General features: G+C 71.1%; 15 protein-coding genes. 9 read left to right on the top strand and 6 right to left on the bottom strand.

Annotated features, from left to right (window positions below; genetic code table 11):
• The first annotated feature begins 2 nt into the window (after window positions 1-2).
• The 6 genes from AC2W7E_RS03830 (at window position 3) to AC2W7E_RS03805 (ending at window position 4,729) form a co-directional block, all read left to right on the top strand.
• Entirely contained in the window at window positions 3-1,646 is a 1,644-nt protein-coding gene (locus tag AC2W7E_RS03830; RefSeq protein ID WP_485988565.1) for an amidohydrolase, read from the top strand.
• 69 nt (window positions 1,647-1,715) lie between these two features.
• A complete protein-coding gene (locus AC2W7E_RS03825) occupies window positions 1,716-3,179 on the top strand; it encodes a purine-cytosine permease family protein (RefSeq protein ID WP_338566349.1) in 1,464 nt (487 codons plus the stop codon).
• An 85-nt stretch (window positions 3,180-3,264) separates the two neighbouring features.
• Window positions 3,265-3,615 carry a hypothetical protein gene (locus AC2W7E_RS03820; protein ID WP_062764551.1) on the top strand — a complete coding sequence of 117 codons (351 nt, stop codon included), beginning with the start codon at window positions 3,265-3,267 and terminating at the stop codon, window positions 3,613-3,615.
• Window positions 3,616-3,623: 8 nt separating this feature from the next.
• The gene (locus AC2W7E_RS03815) at window positions 3,624-4,079 is read left to right on the top strand and encodes a DUF6389 family protein (RefSeq protein ID WP_202976244.1); all 456 of its coding nucleotides are present in this window, start codon (window positions 3,624-3,626) and stop codon (window positions 4,077-4,079) included.
• Window positions 4,080-4,199: 120 nt separating this feature from the next.
• Window positions 4,200-4,517, top strand: coding sequence for a sugar ABC transporter ATPase (locus tag AC2W7E_RS03810; protein WP_485988564.1), 318 nt, complete (start codon window positions 4,200-4,202; stop codon window positions 4,515-4,517).
• Window positions 4,517-4,729: a DUF2188 domain-containing protein gene (locus tag AC2W7E_RS03805; RefSeq protein ID WP_485988563.1), complete on the top strand. Its 213-nt coding sequence runs from the start codon at window positions 4,517-4,519 to the stop codon at window positions 4,727-4,729. The genes AC2W7E_RS03810 and AC2W7E_RS03805 overlap by 1 nt, the downstream gene beginning before the upstream one ends.
• Window positions 4,730-4,743: 14 nt before the next feature.
• Here AC2W7E_RS03805 and AC2W7E_RS03800 read toward each other — a convergent pair whose 3' ends face one another.
• Both AC2W7E_RS03800 and AC2W7E_RS03795 read right to left on the bottom strand, forming a co-directional pair.
• Complete coding sequence (locus AC2W7E_RS03800; RefSeq protein ID WP_485988587.1) at window positions 4,744-5,400, bottom strand: hypothetical protein; 657 nt, start codon at window positions 5,398-5,400, stop codon at window positions 4,744-4,746.
• Between the two features lie 581 nt (window positions 5,401-5,981).
• Window positions 5,982-6,872 (bottom strand): hypothetical protein, encoded by an 891-nt coding sequence (locus AC2W7E_RS03795; protein WP_485988562.1) that lies wholly within the window; start codon window positions 6,870-6,872, stop codon window positions 5,982-5,984.
• Between the two features lie 127 nt (window positions 6,873-6,999).
• Here AC2W7E_RS03795 and AC2W7E_RS03790 point away from each other — a divergent pair, with 127 nt between their 5' ends.
• Entirely contained in the window at window positions 7,000-7,581 is a 582-nt protein-coding gene (locus AC2W7E_RS03790) for an NADPH-dependent FMN reductase (RefSeq protein ID WP_338566346.1), read from the top strand.
• Between the two features lie 17 nt (window positions 7,582-7,598).
• Here the strand turns inward: AC2W7E_RS03790 and AC2W7E_RS03785 are convergent, their stop codons facing one another.
• On the bottom strand, window positions 7,599-8,462 hold the full coding sequence (locus AC2W7E_RS03785) for a DUF72 domain-containing protein (protein WP_485988561.1): 864 nt from the start codon (window positions 8,460-8,462) through the stop codon (window positions 7,599-7,601).
• Between the two features lie 84 nt (window positions 8,463-8,546).
• On the opposite strand from AC2W7E_RS03785, the gene AC2W7E_RS03780 reads away from it, so the two are divergent.
• Together AC2W7E_RS03780 and AC2W7E_RS03775 are read left to right on the top strand one after the other, a co-directional pair.
• Window positions 8,547-8,762: a hypothetical protein gene (locus AC2W7E_RS03780; RefSeq protein ID WP_485988560.1), complete on the top strand. Its 216-nt coding sequence runs from the start codon at window positions 8,547-8,549 to the stop codon at window positions 8,760-8,762.
• A 388-nt stretch (window positions 8,763-9,150) separates the two neighbouring features.
• On the top strand, window positions 9,151-9,531 hold the full coding sequence (locus AC2W7E_RS03775) for a hypothetical protein (protein ID WP_485988559.1): 381 nt from the start codon (window positions 9,151-9,153) through the stop codon (window positions 9,529-9,531).
• 33 nt (window positions 9,532-9,564) lie between these two features.
• Here AC2W7E_RS03775 and AC2W7E_RS03770 read toward each other — a convergent pair whose 3' ends face one another.
• From AC2W7E_RS03770 to AC2W7E_RS03760, 3 genes are read right to left on the bottom strand one after another with little or no spacing between them, the layout of a single operon-like run.
• The gene (locus AC2W7E_RS03770; protein ID WP_485988558.1) at window positions 9,565-13,020 is read right to left on the bottom strand and encodes an error-prone DNA polymerase; all 3,456 of its coding nucleotides are present in this window, start codon (window positions 13,018-13,020) and stop codon (window positions 9,565-9,567) included.
• A complete protein-coding gene (locus AC2W7E_RS03765; RefSeq protein WP_485988557.1) occupies window positions 13,020-14,555 on the bottom strand; it encodes a DNA polymerase Y family protein in 1,536 nt (511 codons plus the stop codon). Before AC2W7E_RS03765 ends, AC2W7E_RS03770 begins: the two co-directional genes overlap by 1 nt.
• On the bottom strand, window positions 14,552-15,355 hold the full coding sequence (locus AC2W7E_RS03760; RefSeq protein WP_085607912.1) for a hypothetical protein: 804 nt from the start codon (window positions 15,353-15,355) through the stop codon (window positions 14,552-14,554). The genes AC2W7E_RS03765 and AC2W7E_RS03760 overlap by 4 nt, the downstream gene beginning before the upstream one ends.
• Window positions 15,356-15,484 lie beyond the last annotated feature (129 nt).

Below are 15,484 nucleotides of genomic sequence, written 5' to 3'. Positions count from 1 at the left end.
CCATGACCAACACCGCCACCGTCTATCGCAACGCCACCGTCTTCGACGGGCTCGCGGATGCTCCGGTGCAGTCCGCGTTCGCCGTGCGCGGCGATCGCATCCTCGCTGTCGGTACGGAGACGGAGGTCCGCTCCGCGGCAGGTGAGGGTGCCGCGGTCGTGGACCTCGGCGGGGCGTTCGTGATGCCCGGTGTCATCGAGGCGCACGCGCACCTGGCGATGTTCGGCCACGCGCAGGGCAAGGTGCAACTCCGCGACTGCACCTCGGTGGCACAGATCCAGCAGCGGCTGCTCGAGGCGCGGGCGATGAACCCGGACGCGACGATCATCGAGGGCGTCAGCTGGCTGTTCGACGCTCTGCCTGACGGCGTCACCCAGCCGACCGCGGCGATGATCGACGAGGTGATCGACGACATCCCGGTCTTCCTCGACGCGAATGACCTGCACAGCACCTGGGTGAACACAGCCGCGCTGCGCGCTGCCGGAATCGACCGCGACACCGTCGACCCGATCGGCGGCCAGGTCGTGCGGGACGACGACGGAGAGGCGACCGGGTTCCTGCTCGAGACCGCGGCCATGGATCTGCTCGCGGACTATCTCGACGGAATCCGGACCGAGGAGGAGGTCGACGGCCACCTGGAGCTCGCCTTCGCCGCGTATCTGGCGGCCGGCGTCACCGGTGCCGCCGACATGGGGATGACAGAGCAGTCGATGGCGGCGCTGCGGCGTCGGCTCGACCGCGACGGTCGGCTGCCGTTCCCGGTCACCGCGCACTGGTGGCTGAGCTCGACCGGCGACCCGGCATCCGATCTCGCCCAGGTCGAGCGTGCGGTCCAGCTGCGTGACGAGCTCGAGGCCACGGGCACGCCGTGGCTGAAGGTCGTCGGAGTGAAGTTCATCCTCGACGGCGTGATCGACGCGTGCACCGCCGCGATGGTGCGCCCGTACGCCGACGGCTCGAACGCCGACCCGATCTGGAGCCGCGAGGCCGCGACGCCGGTCGCGATCGCCGCCGACCGCGCCGGCCTGCAGCTCGCGATGCACGCGATCGGAGACGCGGCGAGCGCACTGGCCGTCGACCTCGTCGAGGCCTGTGAGCGGGCGAACGGCACCGGCACCGCCCGCCGCCCGCGCATCGAGCACCTGGAGTCGGTCGCGCCCGAGACGGTCGCACGGATGCGCGCGCACGGCATCGCGGCATCCATGCAGCCGGTGCACTGCGACCCCGCCATCCTGGACAACTGGATGGCGATGCTCGGAGATCAGCGCGCCGAGGACGGCTTCCCGTGGAACTGGTTCCGCGACGTCGATGTTCCCATCGCGCTGGGTACCGACGCCCCCACCGCACCCCACGAGGCTCTGCACAACCTGTTCATCGCGATGTCCGGGCGATCCTCGATCGACCGCGCGCTGCCGCCGTACCACCCCGAGCGTGCGTTCACCGCCGCGCAGGCACTCGCTGCGGCGACGTCTGGCGCGGCCCACGTCGGTGCGATCGACGACGCCTACGGCCGGATCGCGCCCGGTTTCTTCGCGAACGTCGCCGTGCTGGACATCGACCCGCTGTCCGCGCCGACCAACGACCTGCTCACCGGTGCCGTGCTGCTCACCCTCGTGCACGGCGAGGTCGCCTACCGGCGGCCATGAGCTCCCGCTCCTGAATCCCGAACGCCCCCTGCACTGACGCAGGAGGGTGCCCGTCCTGGAAGGACCGTCATGTCCGACACATCCGCCATCCCCGCTCCTGGTGCCGTCGCGCCCGGATCCGAATCCGACTTCGTCGACTCCGCGAGCACCCCCGAGACGCGGGGCATCGAACTCATCACCGACGCCCAACGACACGGGAGAGCGCGCGATCTGTTCTTCGTCTGGAGCGCACCGGGCGTCAGCGTGCTGAACATCACGGTCGGCGCCTCGATGACGCTCGTGCTCGGCCTGGAGATCTGGCAGGCGCTGCTCGTGATTCTGGCATCGAGCGCGCTCGCTCTGCTGCCGGGTATCGTCGCCATCTCCGGACCGGCAGCCGGCACCTCCGGCTCGGTGGTCCAGCGAGCGATCTACGGCATCCACGGCAACAAGATCGTCATCGCGTTCTACGGCTGGTTCATCTCGGGCGTCTTCCTCGCGCTGAACTGGGTGGCGGCGTCATTCATCGGCGGCGAACTGCTCGTGCGGTGGGGCTTCCCCGATCCGATCGCGGCATCGATCCTGGTAGCGGTCGTGGTCTCGACGATCACCGTGGTGGTCGCCGTGTACGGTCACGCCCTCATCCTGAAGGCCTACCTGGCGATCTCGATCGGGCTGTTCGTGATCTTCGCACTCGTCATCGGCTTCATCGCCCCCGCGTTGGATTGGGGGTTCGCGCAGCCCGCGCCGCTCAGCGGGCTGCCGCTGTGGGTGAGCATCACGATCGCGTTCGCGCTGATGGCATCGTCGCCGCTGTCGTTCAGCAACAGCGCCGACATGGCCCGGTATCTGCCACGCGACACCAAAGCGTCCGGCATCATCGGCGCGACTGCGCTGGGACAGCTCTTCCCCGCGGTGCTCATCACCGCCTTCGGCGTCGTGCTGGGCGGCTCCATCGGGCCGGACAGTCTCGCGAACGGCATCGAGTACTCCCTGCTCGAGAAGCTGCCGGTGTGGCTCGCCCCGCTGTTCGTGCTCGGCGTCCTGGTGAACTGCATCTCGCTCAACGGCATGACGACCTACACGGCGAGCATGGCCCTGCAGTCGATCGGCGTGCCGATCCGCCGCATCCCCTCCGCGATCCTCATCGGTGCGCTCGGCTGCGCGTTCACGATCGTGCTCGTCGTGGCATCCGACCTGATCAGCGCCGTCAACCTGATGCTGCAGTTCCTGCTGATCATCTCCGTGCCCACGATGGGCGTCTACGTCGCCGACATCGTCCTGCGCCGCAACCGGTACTCCGGGACCGACCTGTTCGACGAGCGGCCCGGCGGCAGGTTCTGGTACACCGGCGGCTTCGGCATCCCGGGTCTCGTCTCCGTGGTCGCCGGTGGCTTCGCCACCGCGATGTTCCTGTCGACGACGGTGTGGACCGGCCCGCTCGGCGCGGCGCTGGGCGGGCTCGACCTCTCGGTGCCGGTCGGGCTCCTGGTCTCGATGGGCCTGTACGCCGTGCTCGCAGGACGGACAGTGCGCACGCAGATCGGCGATTGAGCCGGAGGCCGCCGCTTTCCGTCCGCCGCGGTGGAACGGGTCAAGGGGGTGCGACGCCACAGCCTCGCGTCCTAACGTCGGAGTCATGGCTATCGAACTGAACCGACCGGCGCTGAAGCTCGCGCGTTCCCTCGTCCGCGACGGCAAGGTCGTGCGGGACGAACGCGACGACTGGTCCGAGGCGGCGCCCAGCGCCGAAGAAGAGAACCGCTTCATCGACGAGCACGGGTGGACGGAGTTCGCCCACTGGCATCTCGGCATCGACAAGAGCGAGAACCTCGAGACGAAGAAGGCGTACAGCTTTCCGTTCGGCGACTTCCGGAAGGTGCGTCGTTCCGGCGTGATCTCGGGGGAGAGCCGCGCCGGGCAGTATGACCACACGGAGATCAGGGACGAGCTGCGGAAGCTCCTCGAGCTCATCGACTCCGAGGCCTGACACCTTCCATGAGCGCTCCGGAGACAGCAGAGCAGGCGGACGGCACCGAGCCCTACGCCCGCGCCCTGCGAACCGTGCTCGACCGGGAGAGCGAGCGCGTCGCCGCCGCGCTGGGTGCCCTACATCGGGCCGCCGTCGAAGCGGAGAGCGGTGTGGAAGCGATCCTCATCGACGTCTTCGTCGACCAGGACGGCGAGGGCCCCTTCGACGTCTGGGCGCGGTTCGACGGGGCCGACGCCTTCGACCTGGACCGGCGGTTCGACGACCAGCGCCACCTGTTCGGTGTGGAGTGGACCGCGGACGGCTGGGAGCCCGCGGTGCCCTCGCGCCCGCGCGGATGGACGCGGGATCGCCTGGAGGAAGCCGTCCTCGTGGTCGTCGCCGAATGGATAGAAGGCCTGCTCCCGGCCGGCGCGAGGGAGGGCCTCTTCTGGGTGGGTGCTCCCGATCTCGGCTACGCCTGACCCGCTCCTGACCGTCCCATCCGGCTCCGGAACCTAGCGGCTCGGCGAGGTCTCCTCAAGCCCCTCGGCGACTCAGAGTCCAGCCGGGAGACTGGGGGCAGCCCGATCGAAGGAGGAGACATGGAATCGACACCCGACGACGTCGGCGGTCAGCCGCTGCGCGACGGCGACGCGACCACCGAGGCCGACCCGAGCAACGATCCCGCGCAGGCGGAATGGGAGCGCACGGAAGCCCTCGACGACGGTGCGGCACCGGAGGATCTGGAGGCGTCGACCGCCACCGGCCGTGATCCCGACGAGATCCCGGACCCCGACGACGAGGTGCCGGCGGAGGACCTGCCGGGTTCCGCGCCGCAGCCGGAGAGCCAGGGAGAGGACCCGGTCCTCGCCGATCTCGGCGAAGAAGGACAAGGCGACCTGGGGTCGGGGGACGTCTGATGGCCATCACGGCAGTCGTCACCCGGTCGAAGAACGGGCAATGGGTCAACGAGGTGGACGGCGCTCCCGAGCTCTCCCGCAGCTACACCAGCCGCGACGAGGCGATCGAGGAGGGGGAAGCGCTGGCCTCCGAGCACGGTGCCCGCCACGAGATCGAGGAGAGCGAGCCGACCGGCACCATCACCGACGGCGGCGACCCGGACGACGTCTGAAGCTCCACGACTGCTCAGCGCAAGATGACGAGTTCGCGCGTCGTGCGGGTCATCGCCACATAGCGGTCGACCGCCCCCGTGCGCCCGGAGCCGAATGCCTCCGGGCGCACGAGGACCACGAGGTCGAACTCCAGTCCTTTGGCCTCCTCCGGCGTCAGCGCCCGGACCCGCGGATTCGGCGCGAAGGTGGGGTCGCCGATGACTGCGGCGATTCCCTCCGGGTTCGCCGCGAGCCACGCCTCGATCACCTCGTCACGCTCGACGGCGTTCCCGTGCCGGACCGGAATGCCGCTCTCCCGCACGGACACCGGGACGTTGGCATCGGGCAGGGCCTCGAGGATGCTCGGTGCGGCGACCGCCATCACCTCCGTGGGCGTGCGGTAGTTCACCCGGAGCGAGGAGACCCGGACGTTCCGCAGGCCGAGGCGTTCCAGACGCTCACTCCACGACTCCGTGAACGCCCTCCGTGCTTGGGCTCTGTCGCCCACCACCGTGAAGCTGCGGGACGGACACCGTGCGATCAAGGTGCGCCACTGCGCGTCGGTGAGCTCCTGTGCCTCATCCACGACGATGTGCCCGAACGGGCCGGCGAGCTCGTCCGGGGGGAGCGGAGGAGGAACGTCCGCTCCGGCGAGCACGGTCCGCGCGTCGGCACCGCGCAGGATCGACATCACCTTCATCTCGCTGTCATCGCTCTCGACGAGGTGGTCGACCACGGCGGACATCTGCTCCCGCGCCGCCGCGGCCGCGACCTGCCGGCGGTGCTGCTCCCGCACGGCCTCCGGGTCGCCCAGCCGACGGTGCGCGGCATCGAGCAGGGGAAGGTCGGCGTCCGTCCACGGCGCCCCCTCTGCGCGGTGCAGCAAGGCGAGCTCCTCCGCCGGGAGATCCGGCGCGCACCGGGCGAGCAGCGCCGGAGACGTCCACAGGGCGGCGACCACCGCCGCCGGAGAGAGCAGCGGCCACGCGCGTACGAACGTCGTCGTGAGATCGTCGTCCTGCCGCAGCCACCGACGGACGGAGGACTCCGGGACCTCGGGATCGCGAACCTGGTCCACCAGCATCTCCAGCACCTCCTCCCACACCTCGTCACGAGCCTCGTTGTGCGGCGACGCGGGATCCGCACGGGCGAACAGATCGGCCCAGTCCTCTCGGCTCACCCAGAGATCGGCCCACGGCGCCTCGAGGCGGAGCGCGTGCAGCGGCGGCCGGGTGAGCTCGGAGACCGCCGCCGCGATCACCAGCTCCGGGTCTAGGCGCTGCTTGAGCTCGGCCACGCGGGAATCCGTCTCCGCGATCGCGCCCGCGCCCTCGGGAGTGAGATCACGCAGAGTGCACAACCGCACCGTGTCCTCGCCGAGGCTCGGCAGCACGTCCTCGACGTAGCCGAGGTACTGCGGGTTCGGTCCCACGAGCAGCATGCCCCCGGCGCCGTGGTCAGCCGCGGCTCGGCGTACAGAAGGTGCGCCGCCCGGTGCAGCGCGACGACGGTCTTCCCGGTGCCGGGGCCGCCATCCACGACCAGAGCGCCGGGCGAAGGGGCGCGCACGATGGCGTCCTGATCCGCCTGGATCGTCGCCAGCACGTCCCGCATGCGCCCGGTCCGGTGTGCGTCGAGGCTCGCGAGAAAAGCGGACTGGTCGTCGAGGGAGGCGGCGCCGTCGAGGCCCTCGGGGGACAGCGCCTCGTCCCAGTAGTCCGTGATCCTGCCTCGGTTCCACCGGTACCGTCGCCGGGAGAGGAGGCCCCGGGGGTCTTCCCAGGTCGCGGCGAAGTACGGTTCCGCTGCCGGAGCCCGCCAGTCGACCAGCAGGCGGGTGCCGTCCGCATCGGACACCCCGGCGCGACCGATGTACACCGGCGGTCCGGCCGCGGGGGTCATCCGGCCCAGGCACATGTCGATGCCGTAGCGCTCCCGCAGGCGCAGCGTCGCGCTGAGGCGGCGGATCTCCAGGTCGCGATCGACCGCCGTGACGCCCGCGTCGGCGGCCTGCCGGCGCACGAGGGCGAGACGAGCGGTCAGGGCGTCCCGTTCCCGGGACAGAGCGGCGCCGAGGCGCCGGACGTGGGCGCGGTCGGCGGCGATGAGGTCGTCTGCGGATTTCGCCGCGTGGTCGTCGGACAGATCAAAGGGGTCGAGCACGGGACATCTCCTTCGCGAGGGCATGCGGGGGCACGCGAGCCGTCGATTCTGCCTCCCGAGGGGGCCTTGTGGCAAGCCCCCACCCCGGCGATATCCTGGAGATGCACGGAGACGAGGGGACCTCACCATGACCCATCGGATCGGCTACCTCATCGGCAGCCTCGCATCGGACTCGATCAATCGCGTCCTGGCCACGGCGCTCGTACGGCTCGCCCCGCCGGACCTCGAACTCGTGGAGATCCCGATCCGTGACCTCCCCCTCTACAACCGCGACGACGAGCTCGAACCCGTCGCTGCGGTCACCGCGTTCAAGAGCGCGATCGAAGGGTCGGACGGTCTGCTGCTCGTCTCGCCGGAGTACAACCGCTCGATCCCCGGGGCGTTGAAGAACGCCATCGACTGGGGCTCGCGACCCTGGGGTCACAACTCGTTCGCACGCAAACCCACCGGCATCATCGGCGCCTCGACGGGAGCCATCGGCACCGCGGTCATGCAGTCGTCGATGCGGAGCGTGCTGAGCTTCCTCAACGCGCCGCAGCTGAACGCCCCGGAGGCGTACATCACGTTCCGGCCCGAGGTCTTCGGCGCCGACGGTCAGGTGCACGATGCTGACACCGAGAAGTTCCTCGCGCACTACATGGAGGAGTACGCGGCGTTCGTCGAGCGGGTGCTGTCGCTCACCGCTCCGGGTCACGTCGGCGACCGGTAGCCGCCGCGCTCGCCGCGTCAGGAAGGCGCGTCCGCCACGAGCGCGCTCAACGCCAGGGCGTCGTGGGGTGCGTGCCCGCGGGCGTCGTTGTCGAAGTACACGAAGACGTCGCGTGGTCTCCCGTCGTCGGCGCCGGTCCCGTCGGCCCACCCGCGGATGAGCGCCGCCCACTCCCGCAGCTCGGTCTCGGTGTAGGCGCTGTGATAGAGCATCTGCGCGCCGTGGAGACGGATGTAGACGAAGTCCGCGGTGAGGGCATCGAATCGCGGCCACGTGCCTGCGGTGTCGGCGATGACGAGGGAAGCCCCGTGCTGCTGCAGGAGCCTCAGGCTCGAGGGGTCGGCGAAGGAAGCGGAACGCGGTTCGAGGGCATAGCGGAGCGGGCGGTCGGCATCGATCTCCAGCCACGCCCGGTCCTGCAGCCGCTCGTCATGCCGCCGGGCGAGCGCGAGAGCGTCGGCCGTCATCCGGGGAAGCGCGTCGAAGAAGGACTCCAGGAGATCCGGGTCGAAGCGCTGGCGCTCGGGGAGCTGCCACAGGATCGGGCCGAGGCGGGGACCGAGGGCGAGGACGCCCGACGCGAAGAAGTTCGCCAGTGCCTGCTCGACGTTCCGCAGTCGCAGCATGTGGCTGACGTAGCGTGAGCCCTTGACCGCGAACACGAAGTCGTCGGGAACGCTCGCGGCCCACCGGCGGTAGCTCTCGGGCCGCTGCAGAGAGTAGAACGAGCCGTTGAGCTCGACGGTGGGGAACTGCGATCCGATGTGCTCCAGCTCTCGACGCTGCGGGAGGCCGCGCGGGTAGAAGTCGCCGCGCCACCGGGCGTACCGCCACCCGGAGACGCCGATGCGTACCCGGCCTCGCGTGCTCTTCTTCTTCATGGCCGGCTCCGTCGGGTCAAGCCCCTTGCCGCTGTCGTGCGGCCTCGGCAGGCTGGAGGCATCCACACCGAAGGAGGAGGAGCCATGTCGCTCAATGACCATCCGATCGACGATGTGAAGCCCGAGGCCGACCTGCAGGAGCAGGAGCGCCTTGCGGAGGAGGTTCCCGAGGACCCGGAAGCGCCGACCCCCTCGGCACCGGAGACGCACCCCATCGAGGCGGACCCGGCGGACGCCGCCGAGCAGCGCATCGAAGTGCCGCTGGATGAGGAGGGCCTCGACGAGCCCGCCGAGGACTGACGGCCTCCGGCGGCAGGTGCGCCGGGGCGGCGTTCGAGACAGGGGAGAGGCGTCATGACGAACGACCGTAGTCCGAGCGGTGCGTGCCCTCGCCGGGGTTGACGCTCAGCGGGACGATGGCTAGCCGCGGGGTATGCCCTCTCGACGGGACCGCCCCAACCCGGTGCTGCCGAGAGGGCTCACCGTCCTACCCGGACGGTTGGGGAGGCGGCGAAGTCTCGCTGTCTCTACGGCTGATCCCCCAGAGATTCAGCCGGTAGCCCCCGCTACGAAGAGCAGAATATCCCTTAATCCTCTTGTCCGCCATTTGGGGGACAAAAGTTTCTTCGAAAATTCTGCGCGGCTCCCGGCCCTGTCGCCGATACGGACCGTTCCGTAGGGTGGGGGCATGGACAGGATGCTCGTCTTCGCCGGTGAGGTCGCACTCCCGGTCGGGCACCGGGTCGAGGTCTCCGAACTCGTCGACCCCCAGACGCAGGAGCCCGTCGTCCTGTCGCTGCTCGACCTGGACACCGGTATCCGCTACCGCCGCGCCGAGGAGCCCCGAGCTGAGGTGACGCACTGGATCGGCCGTGTCCTCGACTGCACGGTGGCGGTGGGCGTCGCTCCGCGGACGTCGCTGCTCATCGACCCCATCGGGCCGTCGGCCAGCGGCGCGGGCATTGCTCTGCGCGGCGCGGATGCGGCGGTCAACGCGGCCAAGGCCGAGGCGGATCGCTGGGGTGGATCGGACCGTCCCCCGCCGGAGGAGCCCGAACGCTTCTGGTGACCGCCGGAGGCCGGGGCCCCTCCCGCACCGGAGTCATCGGAAGTCCCGCGAGCGGTGCATGACCCCCGTGCGGAGGTCTTCGAAGGCGTCGGCGAGCACATTGACGACCCCCTCCGGGGAGCGCTCGAGGATGCCGCGGATGATGAGCGCCGGGGACTCCCGGGCGATGCGACCGAACCGGCCCCAGACCCCCGTCGAGCAGATCACGTTCACCAACCCGCTCTCGTCCTCGAGGTTGACGAAGGTGACGCCGGCGGCCGTGGCGGGGCGCTGTCGATGGGTGACGAGACCGGCCACCTCGACGCGTCGTCCGGTCTCGTGGCGCTGCAGGTCTGCGGCCGTCAGGACGCCGCGAGCCCGGAGGTCGTCGCGGAAGTGCGTCATCGGGTGGTCGTCGGTCGAGATGCCCGTGGCCCAGAGATCGGCCGAGAGGCGCTCGTAGCTGGTCTGGTCGGCGAACAGCGGCGGCTGCACCGCCACCGTGGTCCCCGGGAGGAATCGGGCGCGGTCTTCCGCGGCAGCCCCGGCGAGCCAGATGGCCTCCCGGCGCTCCAACCCGAGGCACGCGAAGGCTCCGGCGGTGGCGAGGGCCTCCAACTGCGCGGCCGTGGCGTCGGTCCGGCGCACGAGGTCGTGCAGATCGCGGTAAAGGCCGTGCGCTTCCCGCTCGGCGACGATGCGCTCTGCCATCGGCACTCCGATCCCGCGGATGCCGCTGAGTCCCAGGCGCACCGCGAACCGTCCGTCCCGCCGGTGCGCCGCGGACTCGTCCGGTGCGCTCCGGTCGAACCGGTGCACGGGCGGCTGCGGGTCGGCCAGGCAGTCGTCCCTCCCGGTCGTCCCTGCGGCGTCCGGCGAGAGAGGTTCGAGGGTCTCGGTGGCGCCGGAGAGGTGGAGATCCGGGCGCCGGACCTCCACGCCGTGTCGACGGGCATCTGCCGTGAGGGTCGCGGGGGAGTAGAAGCCCATCGGCTGCGACCGCAGCAGGCCCGCGAGGAAGGCGGCCGGATAGTGCAGCTTCAACCACGAGCTCGCGTAGACGAGCAGGGCGAAGGACAGCGAATGGGACTCCGCGAAGCCGAAGTTCGAGAACGCCTGGATCTGCGCGTAGATCCGGTCGGCGGCCTCGTCGACGAGCTCGCGGCGCGCCATCCCGGCGTACAGCTTGTCCCTGACCTTCTCGATCTTCTCCAGGCCCCGCTTCGACCCCATCGCCCGGCGCAGCAGGTCGGCCTCGTCGGCCGTGCAGTCGCCGACGGCCGTGGCCATCTGGATGAGCTGCTCCTGGAAGATGGGGATGCCGAGTGTCCGCTCGAGGATGTCCTCGAGGTCGCTGTGCGGGTAGGGGATGGGGAACTCCTCCGGGGGCTCGCCCCTGGACTCCCGTTCCCGGTTGGCCTCGTCCACCTTGTCCTTCGCCATCTTCCGACGGACGAACGGGTGCACGGCGCCGCCCTGGATGGGTCCGGGGCGGATGAGGGCGATCTGGATGGCGAGGTCGTAGAAGCGCCGCGGCTGCAGCCGGGGGAGCAGCCCGATCTGCGCGCGGGACTCCACCTGGAAGACGCCGATCGAGTCGGCCCGGCAGAGCATGTCATAGACGCCGGCCTCCTCCTTCGGCAGGGTCTCCAGCGTCCACTCCTCGCCCGTCGCCTCCCGGACCAGGTCGAAGCAGTGCTGCAGCGCCGCGAGCATGCCCAGGCCGAGGAGGTCGAACTTCACCAGCCCCATGAAGGCGGCGTCGTCCTTGTCCCACTGGATGACGGTGCGGTCCTCCATGCGGGCGTGCTCGACCGGCACCACCTCGCCGACCGGCCGGGCCGTGAGGACCATGCCGCCCGAGTGGATCCCCAGGTGCCGCGGAGCCTTCAGCAGCTCGGCTGCGTAGTCGAGCACGGTCTCGGGGATGTCGTGGCCCTCGACGGGTTCGAGTCCCGATCCCCAGCCGTCCACCTGCCGCGACCAGGAGTCCTGCTGCCCCGGGGAGTGCCCCAGGGCTCTGGCCATGTCGCGGACCGCGTTCTTCGGACGGTACTGGATGACGTTCGCCACCTGGGCCGCCCGCTCCCTGCCGTACTCCCGATAGACCCACTGGATGATCTCCTCCCGGCGCCGTGAGTCGAAGTCCACGTCGATGTCCGGCTCCTCCGTGCGGGTGGTGGCGAGGAAGCGCTCGAAGGGGAGACGGTAGAGGATCGGATCGACCGCGGTGATGCCCAGCAGGTAGCAGACCGCGCTCGCCGCCGCGGAACCCCGGCCCTGGCAGAGGATGCCGCGTCGCCGGGCTTCCGCCACGATGCCGTGCACGATGAGGAAGTATCCGGGGAAGTCCTTCTCCTCGATCACGTCGAGCTCGCGGGCGATGCGCCGACGGCCGTCCTCGTCCAGCCGCGGATACTTCGACGGGACCGCCTCCCAGACCAGGTGCCGCAGCCAGCTCATCGGGGTATGTCCCGTCGGCACGTCCTGGCGGGGGAGGGCCGGGCGCGCCATCCGAAGTGGGAAGGCCGAGGCCGCAGCCAGCTCCAGGCCGTGCGAGATCGCACCGGGGTACCGCTGGAAGCGCGCCGTCATCTCCGCGCCGCTGCGCAGGTGCGCGCCGCCATGGGCCGGGAGCCAGCCGTCGAGCTCGTCCATGCTCCGGACCGCGCGGACCGCGGCCACCGCCTCGGCGAGAGGGGCCTGATCCGGGCGGGCGTAGTGCACGTTGTTGGTCGCCACGACGGGCAGCCGCATCCGGCGGGCGAGGTCGGCCAGGGCGTCGTTCCGCCGGGTGTCCAGCGGATCGCCGTGGTCGAAGAGCTCGACGGCGATGTTGTCACGTCCGAAGAGGTCGACGAGGTGGCGCAGCGGCGCGGCGGCGTCCCCGGCCTCCAGCCCCTGCCGTACCGCCCCCTTGCGGCAGCCGGTGAGGATCGTCCAGTGTCCGTCGGCGGTCGCCGCGAGCTCGTCGAGGTCGTAGACCGGGCGTCCCTTCTCTCCGCCGCGGAGCTGGGCCGCGGTGATCGCCCCCGACAGGCGGTGGTACCCCTCGAGGCCCCGGGCGAGCACGAGCAGATGCGTGCCCGGCGGGTCGGCGGCCCCCTGCGGAGCGGAGGGCAGATCGAGGGAGAGCTCGGCGCCGTAGACGGTCTGCAGCCGCAGCTCCATGAGCTCCGCCAGCTCGGCGAAGCGCGCGGCGCCGTAGAACCCGTCGTGGTCGGTGAGCGCGAGCGCGCTCAGGCCGAGACGCTCGGCCTCCGCGAGCAGATCCTCGGGGGAGGACGCCCCGTCGAGGAAGGAGTAGGACGAGTGCGCGTGCAGCTCGGCATAGGGCACCGCCTCCTCCGGGCGCTCCGGGAGGGTCGGGGGGACGAGCTTCCGCGGACGACTCACCGGTCCGGGATCCGGGCGGAGCCCCCGCGGTGCGGAGGTCGCTTCGGGAGTGGACTCTCCGCTGAGGGTGCGCTCGAGCTGATCCCAGGTCAACGGCGGATTGTGCCAGCCCATCAGCGGTACCTCCCCTCGGCCCACCAGCGCTCGCCGGCCAGGAAGACCAGCCAGGCGCGGTCACGGTCGTCGACGATCTGGAGCCGGTGGCCTCGTTTGCCACCGCCCGTGCTCCACCGCCGCTCGTGCACGGGCCACGGCCCGGCCCAGGCCTGTACGGTCGCCCCGTCGATGCGGGCGGGGTCATGCGTGAGGGCGCCGCGATCGTCGACGTCGATCGTGCTCCCGTCCGCGGCGACGATGCCGATGGGGCGCGGTGGGCGGAACACCTCGGAGGGGAGAGGGTCGGGGAGGCTCCCCGGCCAGGGGGACCGTGGATCACGAGGCGGGACCGGGCGCTCGCCCCACGGCGTGAGCACCTGACGATCGGCGAGCCAGCGCCCTCCGGAGAGGGCGGCGGTGACCACGCCCTGATGCCCCAGCATGGTCTGCACCCGGGAGACCGCGTGATGCAGTCGCTCATCGGTACCCGAGCCGAAGAGCCCCGGTTGGTGGTGGGCCGCATCATCCACCGCGACGGGGAGGAGGCGGGCGGCCACGATGCCCCCGAACGCCCTCGCCTCGTCGACGGGCGCGCTCGCGGTCAGGGCGGCCAGCGCCTCCAGCTGCCAGCGCACGCGGTCCACGAGGTCGGCGGCGTCGAAGCTCGTCGGGTGCAGCCAGGTGCGGGAGTGGACGGCGCCGTCGTCGTCGGTCAGGTCGATCCGCACCTCGGTGCACACGAGCGACGCGTCCGCCAGAGCGAGCATCACGGCATCGGCGGTCTGCCGCACGGCGAAGGCCACCTGGTCGGTGCCCCCGAGAGGGGACTCGAACTCGATGGTCCTGGCCAGTTCGGGGTCGGGCGGCCGGGGAGCCAGGGGCCGGGAGTCGGCGCCGGCGGCGAGGGCCTGCAGGCGGGCACCATGCTCGCCGAAGCGGTCGCGGACGTCGAGAGGGGCGAGCGCGGTGAACTCGCCGAGAGTGCGCACGCCGAGGCGGAGGAGGAGATCGCTGATCTGCTCGTCGCGGAGCACCTGCACGGGGTAGGGGGCCAGGAACTCCCGGGAGCCGCCCGGGGGCACGACCGTGCAGGACGCCGTTCCTCGGGCCGCGATCTCGGCGGTGAAGGGTCCGTCGGCGACGCCGACACGCACTTCGGGGAAGCCGGCAGCGGCGAGGACCGCGGACAGGGCTGTTGCCGCCTCGGTCTCCCCGCCGTGATAGCGGGCGATGCCGCGGGCGCGCAGGATCGCGAGGCCGGGGCGCAGCAGCGTCACGCCCGGGGCGTGCTTCTCGATGAGCTGCAGCACGGGGACGAAGGCGCGTTCGTCCTTCTCGGCGTCGTGGGGGAGGACCTGCAAGGAGGAGAGGAGGCCCTGGGCGACGCGGCGGCGCTGGCCGATGCGGACGCCGTGTGCGCGGGCCGATGCGGTGCAGGCGACGACCGTGTTCGCCTGCACCAGGGCCGTCGGCGGGTGCGGGCCTCCGCCCAGCACCGCTCGCAGCGGCCAATCGGGGAACCAGAGCACGAGGACGCGGAGCGGGGCGTTCATCCTGCCTCCGCCCAGAAGAGGAGGTCGGACGACCCGGCCACAGCATCGTCTGTCGCCACGGCGCTGCCCGTCGCAGAGGGAACGAGCGGTGGCAGAGCGGTAAGCTCCGCGGCCGCGGTCTCCACGGCTCCGTGTCCGCCGGGCAGTCGGACGCGCACGCTCGAGGCGCGAGGGCTGTGCCTGGTCCGTGCCGTGACCGTCACCGTGCAGTCCGAGAGCAGCCCCCACCCCTCGCCGAGCCCATGCCAGTCCGGGTCGTGGAGCCGGATGGTCCCCTCGCTCTGCGCCCAGCGCCCCGCACCCGGTTCCTCCGCCACGAGCAGCGTGGACCCGCGGTCGCGCAGACGGGCGCTGAGTCGGGACACATCGGCGTCGCGTGCCCTGGTCGTGGGCTGCACGACGATCAGGGGCACCACCTCGGCCAGCGCGGATGCGACGGCGAGCCAGCGGTCCCCCGGGTCGGGGACGAGGATGAGGCGGCTCAGATCGATGCCGTAGGCGGCGGCGGCCTCGACCCCCAGGGTGGGCATGCCGATCACCGCGCACCAGTGCCCGCGGCCGGAGGAGGCGCTGAGCAGGGCGAGCACGAGGGCGGGCGAGGGGGAGACGGTGTACGAGGTGCCCGTCTGCAGTCCCTCGTCCGGCAGCAGCGCGGCGAAGGCGGGATCGAGGGGGAGGAGGGTGTGCTCGCTGCGCCGCCGCTGCATCCGGCTGATCTCGCGGCGCAGTCGCAGGACCTCTCCGGCGCGGGTGTCGCTGGTCGGAGAGAGCGCGGTCATCGCATCGAGCCCGATCCCCATGTGTCCATCCTCGAAGATATGTACGAATAAAGCAAGTGACGCGACTGACGCTAGTTCGTACATCCGACATCGCCCTCCGGGTTGTCCACAGGGCGCTCCGCGCCGTCCCGGATCTCCCTACCCTGCCGG

It is taken from the genome of Microbacterium sp. CFSPD4_SD4, assembly GCF_057364585.1.
Note: the sequence above shows the minus strand (reverse complement) of the source record. Positions and strands in the feature narration are given on the sequence as shown.

Bases quoted from the DNA above. Each gene is read 5' to 3' on its own strand.
- AC2W7E_RS03775 (WP_485988559.1), top strand. From the start codon at position 9,151: ATGGACAGGATGCTCGTCTTCGCCGGTGAGGTCGCACTCCCGGTCGGG.
- AC2W7E_RS03790 (WP_338566346.1), top strand. From the start codon at position 7,000: ATGACCCATCGGATCGGCTACCTCATCGGCAGCCTCGCATCGGACTCG.
- AC2W7E_RS03780 (WP_485988560.1), top strand. From the start codon at position 8,547: ATGTCGCTCAATGACCATCCGATCGACGATGTGAAGCCCGAGGCCGAC.
- AC2W7E_RS03830 (WP_485988565.1), top strand. From the start codon at position 3: ATGACCAACACCGCCACCGTCTATCGCAACGCCACCGTCTTCGACGGG.
- AC2W7E_RS03825 (WP_338566349.1), top strand. From the start codon at position 1,716: ATGTCCGACACATCCGCCATCCCCGCTCCTGGTGCCGTCGCGCCCGGA.
- AC2W7E_RS03805 (WP_485988563.1), top strand. From the start codon at position 4,517: ATGGCCATCACGGCAGTCGTCACCCGGTCGAAGAACGGGCAATGGGTC.
- AC2W7E_RS03820 (WP_062764551.1), top strand. From the start codon at position 3,265: ATGGCTATCGAACTGAACCGACCGGCGCTGAAGCTCGCGCGTTCCCTC.
- AC2W7E_RS03800 (WP_485988587.1), bottom strand. From the start codon at position 5,400: ATGTCGATCCTGCGCGGTGCCGACGCGCGGACCGTGCTCGCCGGAGCG.
- AC2W7E_RS03810 (WP_485988564.1), top strand. From the start codon at position 4,200: ATGGAATCGACACCCGACGACGTCGGCGGTCAGCCGCTGCGCGACGGC.
- AC2W7E_RS03760 (WP_085607912.1), bottom strand. From the start codon at position 15,355: ATGGGGATCGGGCTCGATGCGATGACCGCGCTCTCTCCGACCAGCGAC.
- AC2W7E_RS03770 (WP_485988558.1), bottom strand. From the start codon at position 13,020: ATGGGCTGGCACAATCCGCCGTTGACCTGGGATCAGCTCGAGCGCACC.
- AC2W7E_RS03815 (WP_202976244.1), top strand. From the start codon at position 3,624: ATGAGCGCTCCGGAGACAGCAGAGCAGGCGGACGGCACCGAGCCCTAC.
- AC2W7E_RS03765 (WP_485988557.1), bottom strand. From the start codon at position 14,555: ATGAACGCCCCGCTCCGCGTCCTCGTGCTCTGGTTCCCCGATTGGCCG.
- AC2W7E_RS03785 (WP_485988561.1), bottom strand. From the start codon at position 8,462: ATGAAGAAGAAGAGCACGCGAGGCCGGGTACGCATCGGCGTCTCCGGG.